This is a genomic window from Chryseobacterium candidae (assembly GCF_004916905.1).
Taxonomy (GTDB): domain Bacteria; phylum Bacteroidota; class Bacteroidia; order Flavobacteriales; family Weeksellaceae; genus Chryseobacterium; species Chryseobacterium candidae.
Genome location: NZ_SDLV01000031.1, coordinates 112,087 through 132,153, shown reverse-complemented (window position 1 = coordinate 132,153; position 20,067 = coordinate 112,087). Strand labels below are relative to the sequence as shown.

The following is a 20,067-nucleotide window of genomic DNA, read 5'->3' as shown; positions in this document are numbered from 1 at the left end:
TGTGTCCTGAATATTATTGTGTAAACTGTAATGTATGAATTGCTTTTAAAAGTTCTACCTGACTTTCTTTTTTCAGATTTGTACCATATAGATTGAATCTGATTTTTCCTATTGGTCCAGTCTTGAGGCTGTCAATATAAAATCCTGTTATTCCTTTTCCCACTTGTTTGGGCTCTAATATTTTTACCTTGTACCCATCAATTTTTTTATAGGTTATTTTACTTTTGACAAAATCTTCTCTATTTACATTTTTATCAATGACAATAAATTGTGTTGTATCAGCCTTTGGATTCACTGCTAGAAGTTTGTTGAAATCTTTTCTGTTAATAATCGTGACATTTTCTTCTAATGAATAGGAATAAGGTCCGTAATCATAAAAAATCGAATCATTATTTTTTGTAATGATAATTCCGGCATTACTATCATATGTACCCAGTTTCAACTTGCTCCAGTCTTTAGGAGCCTGAAGTTTAAAACTGCGAAAATCCATGGATTTTGTTTTCTGAGAATTCTTAGAACAACCAAATATTATGAAAGAGGTAAAAATGAATAAGAGCATTTTTTTCATGACTTTTTAAAATAAAGGCTCTCCGTTCAAATCCGTGGTCAGAATTTCACTCATATAATCAAAAAAAGGTCTCATGGCAAGTAAGGTTTGCAGTGCTTCTTTTTGAAAATTGTCTGATAAAACCTCCTTGTCTGTAAATTTCCGCATTACAACAAATTGCTTTTTCCGGATTAAATCTATAGACGGATGATTTTTATCAAACCCACGAGGTGCTGTTTTTACAGCATCACCTTTGAGTTCTCCAAAATATTGTATAAAAGTCTTATCTGAGATAATTTTTTCAATTTCTGAGCTGCTGATTTCAAATTCTTTACGGATACGAAGTAAATCTTTGGCTTCCGGACCCCAAAAACCGCCTCCTACAAAACTGTTGCCGGGTTCCAGCTGAATATAATATCCGCCTCTCAGCATGGGTTTCGACCGCGAATATCCAACGCCGAAATTGGTTTTATAGGGTGTCTTGTCTTTAGAAAAACGAACATCATTGTAAATCCTGAAAATATGGATTCCTTTAAGCTGATCATGTTCCTGAAGCTCATGATAGATCTGGGTAAATAAAACTTTATTTTCCTTTACAATAGTATCGTATTCAGATTTGTGTTGAACAAACCATTCCCGATTGTTATTTTCTTTTAAATGGGTGAGAAATTCAAATGCTTTTTTCATAAAAGTGTAGGAATTTTTTATTTAATGATAAGTCAAAATAAAATAAGTGACAAAGTTGATCCTACAGAATGTTTATCTGTAAGTAATTGATCTCAATACAGAATATCTGCATCTATATGGATAAGAAAGATTGCTTCAGAAAAAGTATTTGCTATCTTCACAGGCATTTCATCTGTATTTTTAAATATCCCGTTTTTCCCTTTTACAAAACCGATATGATGCGCGTTAATCATATAGTCTGCAAATACAATGAAACTCTTATCATTTTCATTATGATATTCCTCCAGAATTCTTGCTAGTGGCCAGATAGAAAACATATTTTTTGTCCAGTCCCAATCTGCAAATCCATCCAGATTTAAATAAAATTCTTTAAAATCATCAGAAAAATGAAAATCAATGATTTCTTCGAATACTTTTATAGCTTTCCGTGTTGCGGGTGGGCTAAGCTTTATATTTTCACTTGCCCATTTCTCTTTAATTTTATCAATTCGGAGATGTATCATTAAGAATATTTAGGAGATATTATCTGTAAATTTTAATCTGCTGTAAAACCCCTTTCTCATTTTTAAAACTGAAAATATAGTTTCCGGGTTTTACTCTGGATAAATCTATCGTTTTATTATAGTAAGCAAAACCTTTACTTATTTCCCTTCCATCTAAAGAGTAAACGGTAAATTCAAATTGATTGCTGTTATTTTTATTGCTGATGATAAAGCCATCTCTTTGTGCATTGGTATACACTCTTGTTTTAGTTTCATGATCTTCACTGGCTGTATCTGAAGAGAGGGCATTCTCAGTAATATCGGCTGCCTGTATACTTTTAATAGCTGATTTCGTTATAGACGTTGTACTTCCGCCGAGGATGTATAATTTATTATTATATACCTCTGCTGCGGCGTGTCTTCGGGGAATCATATTGGATGATAGCTGATGGAATTTATGGGTTGTTGTATCAAAATAGGCCAGAAAAGTCTGATTATTGTAACCTCCGGCAATAAAAATCTTATCACCGGATACGGCTAATGAATGTCCGGATATCCCGGCAGGCATCGTAAATTGATCGGTCCACAGATTGGTGTTGAGGTCATAAACATTGATCAGGCGGGATGAGGTGCCGTTAAAACCACCAATAACATAAAGCTTATCGTTCACTATTTTGCCTTTTGCTTCTCTGGCGGTGGGCATATTAGGTAATGGATGCCATGTATTGGAAACAATATCGTAATATTGGAATCTGTTAGAAAATACAGTAGTTGCAGCACCGTTTAGGCCGCTGCCACCAAACACATATATTTTGCCATTATGAATAGCAGAACCTGCATTTCCTGTATAGGAACGGTTAACAGCTCCTTTCGTTACCTTATGCGTGGCAAGGTCTACAATTTCAAGATGGCTGTTTCCCCAACCGTTAAAAATATAAATTTTATTATTGTAAGTCTCCGAATTAGCAAATTTTTTGGGACTGAGAGTAGCAGTGAGAACACTCCATTTATTATCCGTAATATTATATTTTTCAATATAATTGGCGTTACCTCCGCTTGCCAGATATCCATTGATCACATAGATATTATCATCCACAATGATACTGGTTGCAGCACCTCTGCCCACAGACATATTGGCGAGACTTTTAAAGTTAAGCGTTTGTGCATGGGCGAGCAGTGAACTTAAAAATGACAGGAATAATAATTTTGTTTTCAATGGCATGCGTTTCAGTGTTGGATTCTGTTTAACTTTCTTTCAGTGATTCAGGTTTGTTTTTAATACCGGTTTTAAGCGAATATTTGTGGTTTAAAGATAGGAAAAAGTTGAAGAGAATTACCATATGCTTTTGGTCAGGCAGAGATATTTTCCGGCAGCATCAAGATCTGCTTTGCCTGCATGGAAAAAACAGGTTGATTTTTGGTAAGGTATTGAAAATGATTTATTAAAATTAGAAAATCCTTTAAAAAATCACAAAAATGCAACCATGATATTTAACATATCATACAACGGGAAAAATTGATAAATATCAGCCGTAATTGTATGATAAGGCGGGTGTTTCTTCGCTAACTTTGAGTATGAAAAAGGGATTTAGGGTTCGTTTTTCATTGTTAATTTTCACAATAATCTAAACAAAAATGGTATGAAACAAAGAGTTCCAATTTCCCAAATTATGACCAAAGAACTGATTACACTTAATCTTACACAATCATTGTATGAGGCTGAAAGTTTATTTAAAAAAAATAAAATCAGGCATATTCCGGTTGTAGAAAATCAAAAGTTATTAGGAGTATTAAGTTATAGTGATCTATTAAAAATCAGCTATGCGGATGTAGAACAATCGGATGATGCGGAAGATGTTCCTGTGTCAGCAGTGGTATACGACGTATTTACTATTTCGCAGGTGATGACAAAAGCTCCTCTCACTGTAAATCCTGATACTACCATAAAAGAGGTAGCAGAGATTTTATCCGAACATAGTTTTCATTCTGTTCCGGTGGTAGAAAATGGTGACCTAAAAGGTATTGTAACTACTACAGATATTTTAAAGTATTTATTGCAGCAGTATTAAATGGATCAGTATTCACTTTAAATGCCCATTTATACTGAGTTCCTTAAATTTTCCAAATTCAGAGTAATTGAAAATTGCATAGGTATAAGAACCCCGAAGTCCGGACTTCGGGGTTCTTATTTTTTTAGAGGCTGTTGAATGTTCCCCGCTGCTGCACGAATCCTTCGTGTGGTTATCATATTATAAATTAAAAATTCTAATAATATAAAATCATGTTAGCAACAGTTATTATTTTAATTGAATTTCAATCTTTTTATCTTCCATAAATAACTTTATCCAATTCGGATTTTCATTATTTCCTGGAATGCATTCGATTAAACTTTTATTATTTTTATAATTTTCTATAGCTTTTTCCCCAAACTTGATTTTCATTTCATAAATTTCATTGCCACCATATCCAATCCAGGCTTTTGTTATGATTTGCTTGTTGTTTTCAATATTATGATACAGTAAAGATTTTGTGTCTTCCGGTAAATGACTTACACCATCACACCAAAAATTCTTAGCATAATATTTTATCTTTTCATTTTCAATGTTGTTAAAATCCAGAGACCATTCTAAATGACTGCAAAACTCTAAATTAAACATTGGTTCATTAAGATTATAATTAAAAGCACCACAATTTGGACACTCAATATATTCTCCATTCAATTTTTCAAATTCACATTCTGCACATCTGCCGTTTCTATTGTTTAAATGTTGAATAATAATTTTTGCTTCTTTTTTGTCTAAATTGAATTCGTCAATTATTTTTTTTTCAGTAAATACTTTTAAATCGTATTGCATCAAAATATAAAGATCAAGCTTTTGTTCTTCAGAAAAGGTTATGGTAATAACTTCATTTTTACATTTGTTGCAATTAACTTTCATTCTTAATTTGTTTTTTTGTTACAAACATCCAAATCTAGAATATTAAATTAACATGAGAGTATCTATAAGTTCAAATTTGAATAGAGAGCATTTGAACAAAAATTGTTCTTTTAGAATAGGTTTTATTTTTTCCCTTTCCTTGCAAGAAGAAGGTACGCTGCTTCAAGTATTTTGATCAGATGAATATATGGGCTTATAATGTCCCTTTCTGGTAGTTTGTCATAGATGCCCACTGCTACCGCACGAATCCTTCGTGTGGTTATAGTATTATAAATTAAACATTTCAATAATATAAAAAAAACTAAGCCACAGGATACAATAGTACGGTAGCTACATTTAATTATTGTTAATTATTTCCTGACTTTCGGATTTTGAAATACCAAATGAATCAGAAACATTCCAGTTTTCACTTTTACTCAAAGTCACATGCAGGATTTTAATTTCCATACCGTTGGTATAATGAAACATTAAAGTACCTTTATTATCAATTAATGAATTTTTACTATACCAAACCAAAAGCCCATTATTGATGGCAGGAAAGTAATATTGTTTTAGTGGAGAGTAATGTACTTCAAACAGACGGTATTCTCCTTCTTTTCTTTTTTTTATATAATCTGAAATCTTACATGGAATGTAATAGCCTCTGTAAGAGTCCTGATAAATAGAAGTAGAAGAAATAATATTAGGGTGAAAAAGAGATATTCTGAGTTCATTACCATGACTCCAAAAAGAAAATAATTTTTCTTCTTCAGTTGCCCATCTGCTATCAAAAATATTATTTACACCGGTAATAAATAATTCTCTTGGTTTCCAGAGCTGAACATATTTTCTGATGATTTTTTCACAGTTGGCAATGAAAGTAGAATCATCATTTTCATCTTTGGTTATAAAATCCATTATTTTATGTTGAATGAAATGGAATTAGTGAAGTACTTATACCAATTTTATTTCTGAATTACGTAATTATTATTTTACCTTTTTCAAGTCCATTTCCGAATATAATCTATACTGTATATTTCCTGTACTTTCATACACTTTGTCATATAATACCTTTGCCTCTTTGTATTTTCCCAATTCATCATAAAGAGCACCTAACATATAAGCAGCTTCTACTTGATCAGGTTCATTTTTTAAAATTTCTTTATACATCCTTTCAGCCTGTTCATTTTCATTATGGGCAAAATACCAGTTGGCTATTTCCCAATAATCAGCTAAGAGCTTTGTTTCAGTAAATTTATTTTTTAGAGAATCGATACTTATTTCTTTGTAATCATTTCTAAACTTGTCCATTCCTGTTTTCTTTAAATCAGCCATATGAATATAGAAAGGATCACAATTATTTATTAATCTGATCATAAGGTCTTTCATGAAATCATTTCTGTTTTTGTTAGCTGTGCTGTTATGGAAGTTTTCAAAATCTTTCTGAAGTTTTGACATTACTTCATAGGAACAAGTTTTAAATGTTTCATCAGTATAATTTGTTTTACCAGATAAACAAGTGCAAAATTCCTTTTCAAATTTTTGTAAAAAATCCTGAGCTTTAATGTGAAAAGAAATTGAAACAGAGAACAATATTCCAAATAGTAATTTTTTTTTCATGTATAGCTATTTTATTAATGTTTTTCTGTTCATAACAATATTCTTAATCACAATAAATTGCCAAACGTATTTGATCAAATCCACCTTTTCCTCTGAAACGAAATAAGTAGGCGTTCAAATTTTTACTTTGCCATTTTACATCATCCCTTACCGTTTCTTCTTTAGATTTTTCTAAATCTTCATATATTTCAAGGGATGGTTTTCCAAGATTTTCAGTTATATATTTTTTTATTTCGTGGAATTTTTCGTTAAACATTTCATTCGAAGTTTCAATTTTTTCATTTTCATTCCATTCATAAGACTTGAATTTGACTTGCTTATCTTTGGTGAAAAAATAATCTACTTTAAGAATGAAGTTGTTTTCGTTTCGTTGATATGATCTGGGAATTTCAAACTTATATTTTTGAAAAGCGGGATAAATATCTTCTCCAATTCCCCAAAAATATCCAAGAGTAATATCTTTTGATTCTTTATCAACTTCTTCATTTTTAATTTCATTAAAGCTTTTAAAGGAAAGATCAATTTCATTTCTAACAGGAACATTGCCATATTTATTTAGTGAGCAGCTATAAGAAATTAGAATCATAAGAAGAAAGAGAATTCTTGATTTCATTAATATGTTGTTGCGATTATATAGGTGAAAAAAGGTATTGAAGTATCGAATTTTATTTAGTATAATCCCCTGCAACAATAGATTTTTCCATGGTACTTATAATCTCAGAAACTTGAATGGTAAATATCCCGGCATTTCCATTATCAAACTCTTTTTTCCAGTAAGAATATCCATCCATTTCAAGGGAGTCAGGGTTTTTGTAAGTCTCCTTTTTCAGACTGGTGACACTTTTGTTCAAAGCTTCTTCCGATATGGGAAGATGGCTGAGGTTTTCTGCATACCCTGTAGGGCTGGCAGGATTTTTCATCTTCAAACCACTGATGGAAATATGGATCACTTTTCCGGTTTAAGGATATTCTTCAATCTTTAAAATTTTAAGGGTGGAGCTTTTTTCTGTGGGACGCGTTTTGTAATTCCATTCCTGGCCGACACTGTATTTGTCTTTTTTTGCACAACTGAAGGATAGCAAAAGTAGTACTGCTATGAAAGTATAGAGTTTCATAAAGGGTGGTTTTTGTTTTTTATTTCTGTATCAGCTGCTCCAGCCTGGTCATCATCTCATCTTTTTCTTTCAGCATTCTTTCGTAGAGCGCAATTTTTTCTTCGTGTACTTTAATCAATTGATCTACAGGGTTAAGTGTAGAATTATAGAAAATAGAAGCTGGTTGCTGACAATTATCGAAAGTGTTAGAAATAATATTAATTGCCTGCTCTTCATCAAAATTCTGAAAAGCTTCCACCGGAATTTTCAACACTTCGGAAATCTTTTGCAACAAAAGATCTTCAATAGTTTCTTTCTGCTCCAAAAGCGAAATCTTCTTCTGGTTCCAGTCTTCACCAAGATCAAAAGCCAAAGCCTCCTGCTTGATGCCCAGCATCTCCCGAAAACGCTTGATATTTCTCCCCTGATGTATTTTTTTGTTTTGCATATTTGTGTACGTTATAGAAACAAATATAGGTAAAAGTTGGGGGATAGAAAATGCGAGAGTGGGGTATTTTAGATGAGAAGATTATAAAAATACGAAGTCAGGAGACTTCGTATTACTTATTTTATTGTGGAAATCAGGGAAACTTACAAAATGTCTTCAAAAGTATTGTTTCGGGTTTCAAGCCCTTCTCATTTTTGGTATAATGGTTCGGGTATTTTCAAGTGTATTGATTTTCATCTGTTGTTTTCTAGTTTTGATATGTCGATACCTTTTATGAGTAACCACAAACAAAGAGATAGTTCTCCTAAAAAAATCGGAATTGCAAGGTAAATGAACAAAGGATTTACAAATCCTTTTGACAGAAGCATTGTAAAATTATTGATCAAGTAGCATATTCCTGCTATTGCATAAGCTAATCCAATAATTTTTGGGATGGCATTTGTTTTAAAAATTACATATCCAATTAATATACAGTAAAATCCAAAAAATACTAAACCAATTCCATAACCTTGTGCCTGAATATTTAAGGACAAAAGAGCAAGTGTTGCGAGTTGGTTTTGCTGAAAAGTATTCAAGTAAGTGTCATTGCTTAATAGTAATAATGGTGTGATTTGATTTAATAGATTGACTGCAATAATTGCTGTTTGGATAATAACCAATGCTAAAGCGATTTGCAGTATAATTTTATTTGATTTTTTAAAAAAATGATAAATTATCAATATTGTGGGTATGCCCACTACAAAATTGATTAGGTCAGCCACAAACCCCCAACGAAAAAGCATTTCATTAGTCTGAATATTGTGAGCCGTTGTTAATGCATCGTTTGACACCCTTAATGCCTGTCTTACGAAAACTTCTGAAAATAGCCCTGTAGCTATTACAATCAAGTAGCAAAAGCCTGCAGTTCTTGCTAAATTTTTATTTGAGATCATTTTGTGGAGAATGTAAATTTGTGATTGTTATTTTTTATAATTTTCAGTTAAATTTATTTTTCGTTATATTGAGTTGGGAGGTTGCTTTCCTGACTGGCTTAACGGTTTGGGCTTTGCGCTCGGGTGGGAAATCAAAGTACAATAGCTGATAAGATTACTAAAGTTCAATTGAAAAACTGCCGTTGAGTTTTGCATTTCAGTCCGCCTGACACAAAACTCTTTTTATATGCAGGCTTTATTTGACTTCCTTAAATTTACCGGGATTAACAAAAACAGAATTATCTTGTCTTGCGTGAGTTGTCAAATTATTTGTGTTAAAGTCCATTATATTACAATATCCCAATCCACTTTTTTCAACCCAGGAAACAAAAAGCACATTTTCACTTATTTGAGTAGAAATATACTTGTCAGTTTCTTCTCTTGCTCCCGGAAATTCTCCTTTTACTAATTTCCAGTTAACTGTAGAATCCGATTCAAATTTTATATGATACACATATTTGTCTGAGTAATTGAATTCGTATGTTTTGCCAATTATGTCTTTTAATTCTGTTTTATTTAATACTTGCTTCTCCATTTTAGATTGTTTCTTTTCATCACAAGAAGTTAAGAAAATTGAAATTGTCAGTAAAAAAAATAATATTTGTTTCATAGTTTCGATATTTAAGGATTTTTCGGTTTAAGCTTGTATACAACATCCAAATTTGCACATTGCCAATATACAATATATAGTTGCACTAATGTTGTTTTGATTGGGTAATCATTAAATTAAAATTTAAATATACTATTTCCTTACAGAAAACTATAATCCAAATAAAAAACCGCTCCACAAAAAGCAGTACGGTTAGTATATTAATCTGTCTCGGTCGCTGACCGTTATATCATTACTTACATTCCGGCATCCATGGGTATAGCTGGCTCAGCGTTCTTTACTTCAGTGATCACACATTCCGTTGTTAAAAGTATTCCGGATAAAGAAGTTGCTTTTTCAAGGGCAACTCTTGTTACTTTAGTTGGGGCAATAATTCCTACTTAAAGCATTTGAACGTACTCGTGATTTTTTACGATTTAAGTTTTTGCACTTTGGATTTTTTAATGGGGTGATTTTTATACTATAAGTTAATCTTTACTATTAACGGCTTATGATCGCTATATTTTGTCCATTTTTCATAAGTGCCTATCACAACATTTTCTAATTTATCAATAAGATTTAAGGAGGCAAAACAAAAGTCGATATGATATGGTTTGTTAATTTTTCGATGCATGAACAGAGTATTATGCTTTTCCTGCCCTTGAGCCTGATTATGGAAATGATGATAAGTACTTATAATATTTTTGGTCTTTAAGTAGTTAACAAGATTGGTATGGTTGTAAATTCTGTTTGGTTTATCCCAAATTGAATTACTATTAAAATCACCTGCAAGAATTACATTATCATTATCTAATAAATTACTATAAAAATGAACTGCGTTCCAAATTTGTTCTGTATAGCAGCTATGTTTTTCTGGTTTCTGTGCCCATATTGCAAAAACTGTGAAGCAGACTTTGTCATTATAAATTGATAATGGTAAAACGTATCTGAAGTCAGAGTTATGAATGTCTAGTAATTTAATTTTAAATTCATTAAATGAAAAAACTCCAATTCCTTTATTAGGATTGTCTCCATACCAAAAAATATCAGTTGGTTGCTTTGTATAATGTCCAATTAAAAGGCGTTCTTGGTTTTCACATTCAGGAACTATGAGTATATCAGGTTCTTCTGTTATAATAAATTCTCCTTTTTTACGAAAAGCCATGTTACAATTCCACGTGATTATTTTCATTTTTTTCGTCGTCTTTAGCTGTTTTAGTTAGTTTTATTGAAATAAAAACCAATGAAATTATGGGATTTGATTTGTTATAATCGGTAAATGTCGATTTTATTTCGTTTTGTTGGAATTGTCACTAAATTAAACGATTAAAGTGAAATGCTGTTACGGTAAACCATAAAACAAAAAACCGCTCCACAAAAAGCAGTACGGTTAGTATATTAATCTGTCTCGGTCGCTGACCGTTACATCATTCCTGGCATTTCACCACCCATTGGCATAGCTGGTTTGTCTTTTTTCACTTCAGTGATCACACATTCCGTTGTTAAAAGTATTCCGGATACGAGTAAGTTTTTGAAGGTTTAGAAATTCATCCTCAGGAATTGTTCGGCTTCATACAGTTGAGAAACTCTGACGAGAGTTAGGCTTTATATTTATTAACCTATCAGATAAAGAGGTTGTGTTACACCATTGCTCTTCCAAAGCCAACCGTATTTCTGTACGCTTGCGGTGAAATATCGGTATTGTTTTTAAAAAATCTGCTAAAATAGTATTCATCTGCATAGCCCAGCTCATAGGCAATTTCTTTAACCGCTTTGTTTGTTAAATACAGTTCTCTTTTGGCTTCTATAATTATTCTCTCGGAAATTAAATCAGTGAGTGTTTTATTAAAATGGGTCTTAGTAATTTTAGCTAATACTTTAGTTGATATATTCAGCAAGTCTGCATAATCACTAGCCGAATGCTTGGTTTTAAAATGGATTTCGATATAATTTTTAAGATTTTGAAGGATAAAAGGTTCTTTGTATTCTTTAGGATTCATTTGGATTTCGGTTTGTTGTTCGGCTTTTAGCCTGGATGCAGTAATTAGAAATATTTTTAAATAAGAAACCAATAATTCATATTGAGCCAATGCAGGGTTTTGCATTTCAGCTGTTATCTGCTCCAGCAACATGTTAAAGGTATTGTTTGCATTTTCATCAACATCTACCAATGGCGGATTGTATATATTATTAAACAATACACCATTACAGGCTACCTCTTGCTGATGCTTGTGAATGCAAAAAAAATCGGGATGAAAATTTATTACAACGCCTTGTATGTGCTCATCGGTTTGAAACATAAAAGGTTGGTATGGCGAAAATGCAAACAAAGTACTTGGTCTGAAATCGTATTCCGAAAAATCAGATTTTGCAATTCCTTTCCCATTTTTTATCCAAATCAATGAGTAATAATTAAGTCGCTGAATATGGTCGAAATGGCTGCTGCCGTTCAACGAAAAAACTTTAAATGCTAAGTTTCCCGTTTGCGGATTAATCAAAGTATAGGTATCTGAACTCATCATATATAGGTAAGATTACTTTGGTTTTCTGTTTTTTTCATCAATAGCCGATTTTCTTTCGGCCATTTATAGGGTAAGCCTTGGATATTCTTTCCGGGTCTTGGATATTCCATGCATTTTCTGCCAATTGTACTTTTTGAAGAGCTGTTTCTGGGGTACAAGGTGATAATGGCAGGTGTTGTTTTATATTTTCCATCCTGTTTGTTTAAAATTTGCGAACCGGCTTTACAGCTAGTTCGCAAATGTATTCATTTTAAATTGTTGGAGCTAAAGGAAAATCTACAGGGACTTTGGTAAGATTGTGCAAATAGTTCATAGCTGTTTTATCGCTTACCTGTAGGATTAGGTCAACTAAATTTTCTTTGGTATATCCCGCTGAAAAAAAAGCATCTACATTTTTTTCGCTTGCGTTACCTCTGTTCTCCGTAATATCGGCAGCTAATGCAACCAATGCATTCAGCTTGCTGTCAGAGGATTTGCCGTGTCTGATTTCAGCTAATTGTTCCTCATTAAACCCATTCATTTTGCCTAATACTAAATGAGCACTTTGGCAGTATATGCAGCCATTTATTTGGCTTACAATTAAATTTACGGCTTCTTTTTCTTTGTTTGAAAGTGATGTCCTGGCATTTTGATAGGTCAAAAATCTTTCCAAACCATTTTTGGAATAAGCAATAGTGGCATACAGATTGGGTACAAAACCTAAAGCTTTATTCAGATTGTCAAAAATTGCTTGATTAGCCGGGGCTACTTCTTCTCTTGTTGGAACTGTGAATACTGTCATCTTTTTATTTTTTTAAATTATTGTCGTTATTGACAATACAAAGGTGCAACTCCTTAGGTGCTTATAAAATGGACAGACAACGCAATTAGATGGACAATTTTTTTGGTATGGTGTTTATCTTGTATGCTTTCATAGAATGATACATAATATCCAAATTTACCCGCGGCACTAATATACAATGTGCTATTTAAAATAACAAACGAAGTTGAGTTTAAATCTGATCCGAATACCGTCAAAACCATTTTCAATTTAATTTTTAAAGCTTTACTGCTTTCCTCTTCTTTCAAGAATAAGGTACGCTGCATCCAGCATTTTGGTCAGATGGAGGTACGGACTGATGATATTCCTTTCCGGCAGGTTGTGGTAAACCCTGAGGGAGAAATAAACCATCCCGGACAAAAAATAATTAAATTCCTGTACGCTGTATTCTCTGAATGCTTTTTTAAAGACCAGCAGAGGATTTTGGTATTCTTTCTCAGACAGCAAGCCAAGAATTGGCGGGGAGACCTCTTCAACATGAATATTGAAGGACTGTTTCTTTTCCTTCAGTGCCATGAGATAGCCAGCCTGTACAAACGACTGCATACACTGGTGAAAGTGATAGATAACGGACGGATCTTCGTTGATCCGGCTATTTCTTTTTATGGCATGATTCATAATGCTGTTGAGTTTCTTTTTGGAGGTTTCCAGATCATTGAACCGGAAGAAGGTCTCCATCCGCTGTAAGCCGCCATGTTTTTTTTGGCTTTTCCCGGGCTGGGGTTGAATATCTGATTGGGTTTTTGTCATGTTTTTGTGTTTTTTTTACTGGTTGTAAAGGAGGAAGCCCCGGCAATGCCTGAACTTCCTGCCCATACGAACCAAGGGTAATATGATAGAATTTGTGTTTTTCTGAAAGCCCGAAAGCCGCAATGGATTTTACACCCCATTGTACCGTATCATGATACTTTATGTGGTAAAGCAGGCTTAGAAAAAAATGATTGTAGAAAAGCAGAACAGCATGAAAATAAAAACGGCATGAGACTCTACAATATCTGCCATTGAGGCACTGGTATACCTGGGAACAGATAAGAGAGCCCACGCCTAGGTCGTGAGCTTCTAGCTTATCGTCTCGTTCCTAAAAATTACCAGTTTCCAATGGCGAGATTCTAAGCAATAGCTTCTATATTTCTTTGAAGTATCGCAAAGCTACATTTATTGTAGCTTATTGTACAAATATAATAAAAAAAAATAATATAACACATATATGTGTTGATGAAAAACTTTAGAAAGTCTAAAATTTACTCAATGTATAAATGGGATATTGAAGAATTAAAATTTCAAATTGGGAAGCTTATTCAATTGCATAGGCTAAAGAAAAATCTTTCACAGTTCCAACTTGGAAATGAACTTAATCTGTCAAGTAATCACGTTGGTAGGATTGAACGTGCTGAAACTAATCCAACAATAGAAAACCTTGTTAAATTTTGTAATTTTTTTGAAATTGATATGTTGCTTTTATTTACGAAGCTAACTAACAAAGAATTAAAAAATATTGAAAGTGAGATTGAATATCTACAAAAAGTATTTAAAAATAAAAATAAAACAAAATCCTAACTACAGCTAGGATCTGTATTTTTTAAGATATTAGGTAATAGAATAATGGGAAAAGTATTCGGTTTGTTTGTCTAAAGCTGGACTTTTTATTCAATTTTTTCCAAATTTTGCTAATATAATCTTGTGCGATCTTACTTTTAGTTTTTATATTTAATTAAGATTCAATTTTTTCTGTATAAGCAAAATAGTTAACAGGAAATCCTTTATTATACCTAATATAAGGAGTATATTTATTAGAAATAATATTAATTAATTGACAATAACTTTGCCTCCATTTATAATCTTTTCTGTCATAAAATTTTGGAGATATGTATACATTTTCAAGATTGTTTATTATGTGAAATGATAAATATTTCTGAAACTCAAGTTCGGTAGAAATATTATCCAATTCGTCTAAATATTTTATCGCTAATAAATCCTCTGGAAATGCTGCTAAAATAATAACTGTCCTCTCTGCAAAGGGTAAGACTGTTGTGAAAATATCTGAATATGAAATATCTGCCTTCTCACTTAAATTAAATGGATCACCATTTTTGAAATGCCCTGGAGTTGTTACACCAGCACATGAAACTGGACATCGATATGGATATTCATAACAATAATATTCTAACTCTTCATAGCTTTTATTTATCAGCATTTCATCTAAACTTTTTTTTGGAATTTCTAAGTCTTGAAGTGCTAATTTTACACCTTGAGTTACCTTTTCTAAGTCTCCTCCGTAAAATTTATTTAAATATTTAAGTACTTCTGGTTCTGACGATGTAAAAAGTTTGTATTCTTCATATTTCCTATGGTAAGAGTGAGAAAATGACCTATAAGTATGCAAAAAGCAATGTAGATTATTATTAATATCAGTAGCTTCAGGATCATTCTCAATTTCTTTAAAAAGCTCCGTGTCATGAAAATCACAAAAGCCATAAAATGTAGAAGCATCCCTTCTTCCAATTGGTTTAAGGTCTAAAAAACCATACTTCTTATTTATTTGCCTTTCAGTGTGACAATATATGAAGGAATTTCCATTGATTGTTTTTTCCAATAGTTTTAATGAACCTTGTCGTTGCAAGCTATGAGCACTCTTTATCGGTAAACGGCATTCATCTTTTAATGGATGTGAACAATCTTTAATTGTTGCACCTTGGGAAATTAATGAAGTAAGTCTATTTAATTCTTTCTGTTGTTCTATAAATTCTGATTGTTCCATAATTTCATGAAAATCTGTAGTTTTTATATTTCTATGTACAAAGCAATTGGATCAATTACATATTCATAATCCAATTTCCCAACAAAAGTATTTTCAAGGTTACTTAATTGCTTTATCATATTAAACATTGCTTCTTTCAAATTTGGATCTTCGTTATTAATCTTCAAACTTTCAAACATTTCTTCTTTTTTTTCTTTTGTCATTTTTTGAGTTACAATTCCAAATAAGGTAAATTCTTTTTCAGATTCTCGAGAGTATTTCTTAACAATGTTATTTTCACTTTCTTTCAAATTATCCCTGTTTAATTGAGCACTAAAAAGACTTACTTTATCGGAATTTGAAAGTGGCATTTGAACTTCAAATTGTCTATGGTAACCATATTGGATTAAATATTCCATGTTTTTTAAGTAGTCATCATCTAGATTTAATCCCTCGTCTATCAAAACTTTTTTAAAAGAAGCTTTATTTTTTAAAGTATGGATGGCATTAGATTTTTGATTTCTATCTTTTATATTTTTTAAATCTTCTTTAGCTCCTTTCATTAGCTCATCGTATTTTGCTTTTAGTGTTATAAAACCTAAAGCTTCTCCCATTCGGTTAAAACTTGATATAGTTTTCTCCATTGTCTCTAAATCATTAAAGACTACATTTGATGTAATTTTTATAAAACTATAATCAGGAATTTTATCTAATTCCGTTGAAATATTTGATTTGTTAATCTCTAAAACTCTGTTATCCTTTTGCAATGCTTCCTCAAATAAGTTATATGAAAAATCATGAAGAAATTTTTTTTCAGTATAATTTGTATCTTTCTCAATAATATCAGCTAGAACTCTTCCGCTAAAAACTGGTCCTTTTTGTTCTTCCTTTTCTTTTGTATTTGTATTTTCTGATTTTAAAATATACTCTGTTAATCCTTCAAAAATTTGTGAAGAAATAGAATACATTTTATAATTATCTAAATAGATAAATGATCTAATTTTTTTCATGATTTTTTTTTCGTTGTATATAATCGTTGTAATATTTTTTTCTAGTTTCGACTAAAGTATTAATTGAAAGTAACAATCCCAATATTGCAACTATTACAGTTATTATGATAATTAGAATTGTCATCTTGCCAATGTATTTAACCGATTATAAATTGAGTATGTGAAGATAAAGTTTACTGTCGCTAAAATGAACGAACACCATTTTACAGCAGTTCTATTTATATCTGTATTATTTTTGAAATCTGAATAAGTAACAATTGCTAAAATAGAAGATAACAAAATTAAAGAAACAACCGAAAATCCAATATTTCTAGTTTTCCATAATTTATCTTCGAAATCTTTATCTTCAAGTTCATTTATAACGGATAAATTTAAAACTAAACCAAAATTAATAATATCACTTTCATTTATCCAATAATTAATTGAGCCATTTTTATCGAAAATTGTAATTAAAGTTCTAATAAAAAAAGGAATAAGCCCTATAATTACTGTATAAATTATCCATTTTGTTTTGACCATTATGTTTGTTTAAAATCGCAGATAACTTTCTAATTTATGCATTGAGTCAATAATGGCAATAGATATTGAGCCAATGTTGTTTTGATTTTAGCTATCTATTTGTTAATCATCAAATATAAAATATAAATATAATATTTCCTTACGGAAAACCATAATTTAAACAAAAAAACCGCTCTACAAAAAGTAGAACGGTTAGTATATTAATTTGCCTCGGTCGCTGACCGTTACATCATTCCTGGCATTCCGCCACCCATTGGCATAGCTGGTTCGTCTTTTTTCACTTCAGTGATCACACATTCAGTTGTTAAAAGCATTCCGGAAACAGAAGCTGCGTTTTCAAGGGCAACTCTTGTTACTTTGGTAGGGTCAATGATTCCTGCTTCAAGCATGTTTACATACTCGTCAGTTTTTGCATTGTATCCGAAGTCTCCTGAACCTTCTGCTACTTTAGCAACGATTACAGAACCTTCACCACCTGCATTGGCAACGATTTGTCTTAATGGCTCTTCAATCGCTCTTTTCACGATTTTGATCCCTGTATTTTCGTCAGAGTTAGCACCAGAAAGGCTTTCCAGAGATTTAATTGCTCTTACTAAAGCAACACCACCACCAGCAACAATACCTTCTTCTACAGCTGCTCTTGTAGCGTGTAGGGCATCATCTACTCTGTCTTTTTTCTCTTTCATTTCCACTTCGGAAGCAGCACCTACGTAAAGTACGGCAACACCACCAGCTAACTTAGCTAATCTTTCCTGAAGTTTCTCTCTGTCGTAGTCAGAAGTTGTAGTTTCCATCTGAGCTTTGATCTGAGCTACTCTTCCTTTGATTTTCGCTTCGTCACCACCACCGTTTACAACTGTAGTGTTGTCTTTGTCAATCGTTACTTTCTCAGCAGTTCCAAGCATATCCAAAGAGATATTTTCCATAGTGAAACCTTGCTCTTCAGAGATCACCTGTCCGCCTGTAAGGATAGCGATATCTTCCAACATTGCTTTTCTTCTGTCTCCGAATCCAGGAGCTTTTACAGCAGCAATTTTAAGAGATCCTCTTAGTTTGTTCACTACCAAAGTAGCTAAAGCTTCACCTTCAACTTCTTCAGAGATGATCAATAAAGATTTACCACCTTGTGCAATTGGTTCAAGAACTGGTAACAATTCTTTCATTGAAGAGATTTTCTTTTCTACTAAAAGGATATATGGGTTTTCCAGTTCAGCTAACATTTTCTCAGGGTTAGTCACGAAGTAAGGTGACTGGTATCCTCTGTCGAACTGCATACCTTCTACAACATCTACTGTTGTATCGATACCTTTAGCTTCTTCTACAGTGATTACACCTTCTTTTCCAACTTTTCCGAAAGCTTCAGCGATCAAAGCACCGATTGTTTCGTCATTGTTAGCAGATACAGAAGCAACCTGCTTTACTTTATCTGTAGAATCTCCCACAGCCTGAGACTGTGTTTTAAGGTTTTCAACAACTGCAGTTACTGCTTTGTCGATCCCTCTTTTAAGATCCATTGGGTTAGCACCCGCAGCTACGTTCTTAAGACCTTCTCTTACGATAGCCTGTGCCAATACAGTAGCGGTAGTAGTACCGTCACCTGCAATATCATTAGTTTTGGAAGCCACTTCTTTTACCATCTGCGCTCCCATATTTTCTACTCTGTCTTCAAGTTCGATTTCTTTTGCAACAGACACCCCATCCTTAGTTACATGTGGAGCACCGAAAGATTTTTCGATCACTACGTTTCTTCCCTTAGGACCTAAAGTTACTTTTACTGCATTAGCCAATGCATCAACTCCTCTTTTCAGAGCGTCTCTTGATTCAATATCGAATTTTATTTCTTTTGCCATAATTTTAAGCTTTAGGCTATAGGCTTTAAGCAATAAGCTTTTACCTTTAGCAATTAATTATTATTTAATAATTTTTTTCTGAGTTGTATAAGTTTTTGTCTGATTAAATTCAGTGTTGCATTAAGATTTGCTATTTTATCTTCAGAAGTGAATCCTAAATCACAAGAAAGTAAAAGAAGGTATTCCGTTTCATTTGTGGAACCTATACTTATTTCTAAAAATCTTGCAAATTCTTTCTCTGTGGATCTTCCACAACCTTCTGCGATATTGGTAGGAATAGAGACTGCTGCTCTTCTTATTTGAGAGGTAAGACCAAAAAGTTCAGACTTAGGAAAATTTTCAGAAATAATATAAATTTCTTTTACCAGTTCATGGGCAATTTTCCAGGTATCATATTTTTTGTAGTCTCTCATTGCCTACTGCTTATAGCTTAATGCTTACTGCATTTTACCCAATGATTCCCAATAAATCTCCTTCCTTTACAATTAAGTAATCTTTCCCTTCCAATTTTAATTCGGAACCTGAATATTTTCCATAAAGAACTTTGTCACCTACCTGAACTGTTGTAGGCTCATCTTTCTTACCGGGACCTACTGCCACTACAGTACCTTCTTGCGGCTTTTCCTTTGCAGTATCCGGGATGATAATACCTGAAGCTGTTTTAGTTTCTGCTGCGATTGGCTCTACCAGAACTCTGTCTGCCAATGGTTTAAAGTTTACTGACATAATATTATTTATTTTTTAATTATTCTGTCTTGTAATTCTCTAAATGTATGCCATAAGACACTGCTGGCTGAAATGGCAGATTTTTATTTGTGAATGTGAAAATTTGGCAGAAAAATTATTTCTTGCGGGCTGGGAATCCGAAAAGATAACTCGTTGCTATGGGTACTATAAACAAAAGAAAGGTAATAGCGGAAACTAAAATTTCCATAGTATGGCTGGCTAAAAAATGAGCAAATACCGCAGCAGGGTAGAAGTGCTCATATAAAGACATACTTGGTTTGATTCCTAAAATAGCAATCACAATAAAAGCGGCCGTTTCCAGGAAAGGAAATACCTGTGTGAGACAAACAAACCCCTGCGCGATAAATCTCATCGCTAAAATTCCTATAATCAGAACATATTAATTCGTATAATTCCAGCCATGTTTTTTTAAAAAAGGTGAAGAACTTCCTTTGGGGAGAACCTGTAAAAAGAATGTAAAAGAACATTTAAGTTAAAAAGATAAAGCCGGAAATTTCCGGCTTTAT

At 32.5% G+C, this 20,067-nt stretch carries 27 protein-coding genes; 2 read left to right on the top strand and 25 right to left on the bottom strand.

Annotated features, from left to right (window positions below):
• Positions 1-13: 13 nt before the first annotated feature.
• The 4 genes from EK417_RS15575 to EK417_RS15560 form a co-directional block, all read right to left on the bottom strand.
• Entirely contained in the window at positions 14-490 is a 477-nt protein-coding gene (locus EK417_RS15575; protein WP_136522659.1) for a hypothetical protein, read from the bottom strand.
• Between the two features lie 84 nt (positions 491-574).
• Positions 575-1,234: a DUF2461 domain-containing protein gene (locus tag EK417_RS15570; RefSeq protein WP_136522658.1), complete on the bottom strand. Its 660-nt coding sequence runs from the start codon at positions 1,232-1,234 to the stop codon at positions 575-577.
• A 92-nt stretch (positions 1,235-1,326) separates the two neighbouring features.
• On the bottom strand, positions 1,327-1,737 hold the full coding sequence (locus EK417_RS15565; protein WP_076595044.1) for an SMI1/KNR4 family protein: 411 nt from the start codon (positions 1,735-1,737) through the stop codon (positions 1,327-1,329).
• A 19-nt stretch (positions 1,738-1,756) separates the two neighbouring features.
• Complete coding sequence (locus EK417_RS15560; RefSeq protein ID WP_168802008.1) at positions 1,757-2,932, bottom strand: T9SS C-terminal target domain-containing protein; 1,176 nt, start codon at positions 2,930-2,932, stop codon at positions 1,757-1,759.
• 424 nt (positions 2,933-3,356) lie between these two features.
• On the opposite strand from EK417_RS15560, the gene EK417_RS15555 reads away from it, so the two are divergent.
• Positions 3,357-3,785: a CBS domain-containing protein gene (locus EK417_RS15555; RefSeq protein WP_076595046.1), complete on the top strand. Its 429-nt coding sequence runs from the start codon at positions 3,357-3,359 to the stop codon at positions 3,783-3,785.
• 228 nt (positions 3,786-4,013) lie between these two features.
• On the opposite strand, the gene EK417_RS15550 is transcribed toward EK417_RS15555, so the two are convergent.
• The 14 genes from EK417_RS15550 to EK417_RS15490 all read right to left on the bottom strand — a co-directional run bounded on the left by EK417_RS15550 (position 4,014) and on the right by EK417_RS15490 (position 13,448).
• Positions 4,014-4,655 carry a hypothetical protein gene (locus EK417_RS15550; protein ID WP_136522656.1) on the bottom strand — a complete coding sequence of 214 codons (642 nt, stop codon included), beginning with the start codon at positions 4,653-4,655 and terminating at the stop codon, positions 4,014-4,016.
• Positions 4,656-4,991: 336 nt separating this feature from the next.
• Complete coding sequence (locus EK417_RS15545) at positions 4,992-5,552, bottom strand: hypothetical protein (RefSeq protein WP_076595048.1); 561 nt, start codon at positions 5,550-5,552, stop codon at positions 4,992-4,994.
• Between the two features lie 69 nt (positions 5,553-5,621).
• The gene (locus EK417_RS15540) at positions 5,622-6,254 is read right to left on the bottom strand and encodes a tetratricopeptide repeat protein (RefSeq protein ID WP_136522655.1); all 633 of its coding nucleotides are present in this window, start codon (positions 6,252-6,254) and stop codon (positions 5,622-5,624) included.
• A 43-nt stretch (positions 6,255-6,297) separates the two neighbouring features.
• Positions 6,298-6,867 carry a hypothetical protein gene (locus EK417_RS15535; RefSeq protein ID WP_136522654.1) on the bottom strand — a complete coding sequence of 190 codons (570 nt, stop codon included), beginning with the start codon at positions 6,865-6,867 and terminating at the stop codon, positions 6,298-6,300.
• A 52-nt stretch (positions 6,868-6,919) separates the two neighbouring features.
• On the bottom strand, positions 6,920-7,204 hold the full coding sequence (locus tag EK417_RS21430; RefSeq protein WP_228457949.1) for a hypothetical protein: 285 nt from the start codon (positions 7,202-7,204) through the stop codon (positions 6,920-6,922).
• Positions 7,205-7,213: 9 nt separating this feature from the next.
• A complete protein-coding gene (locus EK417_RS21425; RefSeq protein WP_228457948.1) occupies positions 7,214-7,369 on the bottom strand; it encodes a hypothetical protein in 156 nt (51 codons plus the stop codon).
• 19 nt (positions 7,370-7,388) lie between these two features.
• Positions 7,389-7,796, bottom strand: a complete 408-nt coding sequence (locus tag EK417_RS15525) for a helix-turn-helix transcriptional regulator (RefSeq protein ID WP_076595052.1) — start codon at positions 7,794-7,796, stop codon at positions 7,389-7,391.
• 233 nt (positions 7,797-8,029) lie between these two features.
• Entirely contained in the window at positions 8,030-8,728 is a 699-nt protein-coding gene (locus EK417_RS15520) for a DUF4386 domain-containing protein (RefSeq protein ID WP_136522653.1), read from the bottom strand.
• A gap of 235 nt (positions 8,729-8,963) precedes the next feature.
• Positions 8,964-9,377, bottom strand: coding sequence for a phenolic acid decarboxylase (locus tag EK417_RS15515; RefSeq protein ID WP_136522652.1), 414 nt, complete (start codon positions 9,375-9,377; stop codon positions 8,964-8,966).
• Positions 9,378-9,837: 460 nt separating this feature from the next.
• A complete protein-coding gene (locus tag EK417_RS15510) occupies positions 9,838-10,548 on the bottom strand; it encodes an exonuclease/endonuclease/phosphatase family protein (protein WP_136522651.1) in 711 nt (236 codons plus the stop codon).
• Positions 10,549-10,996: 448 nt separating this feature from the next.
• Positions 10,997-11,878 carry a helix-turn-helix domain-containing protein gene (locus EK417_RS15505; protein WP_110367958.1) on the bottom strand — a complete coding sequence of 294 codons (882 nt, stop codon included), beginning with the start codon at positions 11,876-11,878 and terminating at the stop codon, positions 10,997-10,999.
• A 37-nt stretch (positions 11,879-11,915) separates the two neighbouring features.
• The gene (locus EK417_RS15500; protein WP_228457947.1) at positions 11,916-12,071 is read right to left on the bottom strand and encodes a DUF1348 family protein; all 156 of its coding nucleotides are present in this window, start codon (positions 12,069-12,071) and stop codon (positions 11,916-11,918) included.
• Positions 12,072-12,128: 57 nt separating this feature from the next.
• Entirely contained in the window at positions 12,129-12,659 is a 531-nt protein-coding gene (locus tag EK417_RS15495; RefSeq protein ID WP_076595060.1) for a carboxymuconolactone decarboxylase family protein, read from the bottom strand.
• 264 nt (positions 12,660-12,923) lie between these two features.
• Positions 12,924-13,448, bottom strand: coding sequence for a hypothetical protein (locus tag EK417_RS15490; protein ID WP_136522650.1), 525 nt, complete (start codon positions 13,446-13,448; stop codon positions 12,924-12,926).
• A 498-nt stretch (positions 13,449-13,946) separates the two neighbouring features.
• On the opposite strand from EK417_RS15490, the gene EK417_RS15485 reads away from it, so the two are divergent.
• Positions 13,947-14,255, top strand: a complete 309-nt coding sequence (locus EK417_RS15485; RefSeq protein WP_168802007.1) for a helix-turn-helix domain-containing protein — start codon at positions 13,947-13,949, stop codon at positions 14,253-14,255.
• Between the two features lie 154 nt (positions 14,256-14,409).
• Here EK417_RS15485 and EK417_RS15480 read toward each other — a convergent pair whose 3' ends face one another.
• From EK417_RS15480 to EK417_RS15450, 7 genes are all read right to left on the bottom strand, one after another.
• Positions 14,410-15,456, bottom strand: coding sequence for a hypothetical protein (locus EK417_RS15480; RefSeq protein WP_136522648.1), 1,047 nt, complete (start codon positions 15,454-15,456; stop codon positions 14,410-14,412).
• Positions 15,457-15,479: 23 nt separating this feature from the next.
• The gene (locus EK417_RS15475) at positions 15,480-16,445 is read right to left on the bottom strand and encodes a DUF6414 family protein (protein WP_136522647.1); all 966 of its coding nucleotides are present in this window, start codon (positions 16,443-16,445) and stop codon (positions 15,480-15,482) included.
• A gap of 120 nt (positions 16,446-16,565) precedes the next feature.
• Positions 16,566-16,964 carry a hypothetical protein gene (locus tag EK417_RS15470; protein ID WP_136522646.1) on the bottom strand — a complete coding sequence of 133 codons (399 nt, stop codon included), beginning with the start codon at positions 16,962-16,964 and terminating at the stop codon, positions 16,566-16,568.
• 224 nt (positions 16,965-17,188) lie between these two features.
• Complete coding sequence (groL, locus tag EK417_RS15465; RefSeq protein ID WP_076597731.1) at positions 17,189-18,814, bottom strand: chaperonin GroEL; 1,626 nt, start codon at positions 18,812-18,814, stop codon at positions 17,189-17,191.
• 53 nt (positions 18,815-18,867) lie between these two features.
• Positions 18,868-19,227: a four helix bundle protein gene (locus EK417_RS15460; RefSeq protein WP_110367965.1), complete on the bottom strand. Its 360-nt coding sequence runs from the start codon at positions 19,225-19,227 to the stop codon at positions 18,868-18,870.
• Positions 19,228-19,261: 34 nt separating this feature from the next.
• Entirely contained in the window at positions 19,262-19,540 is a 279-nt protein-coding gene (locus EK417_RS15455; protein ID WP_076597733.1) for a co-chaperone GroES, read from the bottom strand.
• A gap of 115 nt (positions 19,541-19,655) precedes the next feature.
• Positions 19,656-19,913 carry a hypothetical protein gene (locus tag EK417_RS15450; RefSeq protein WP_228457946.1) on the bottom strand — a complete coding sequence of 86 codons (258 nt, stop codon included), beginning with the start codon at positions 19,911-19,913 and terminating at the stop codon, positions 19,656-19,658.
• Between the last annotated feature and the right edge of the window lie 154 nt (positions 19,914-20,067).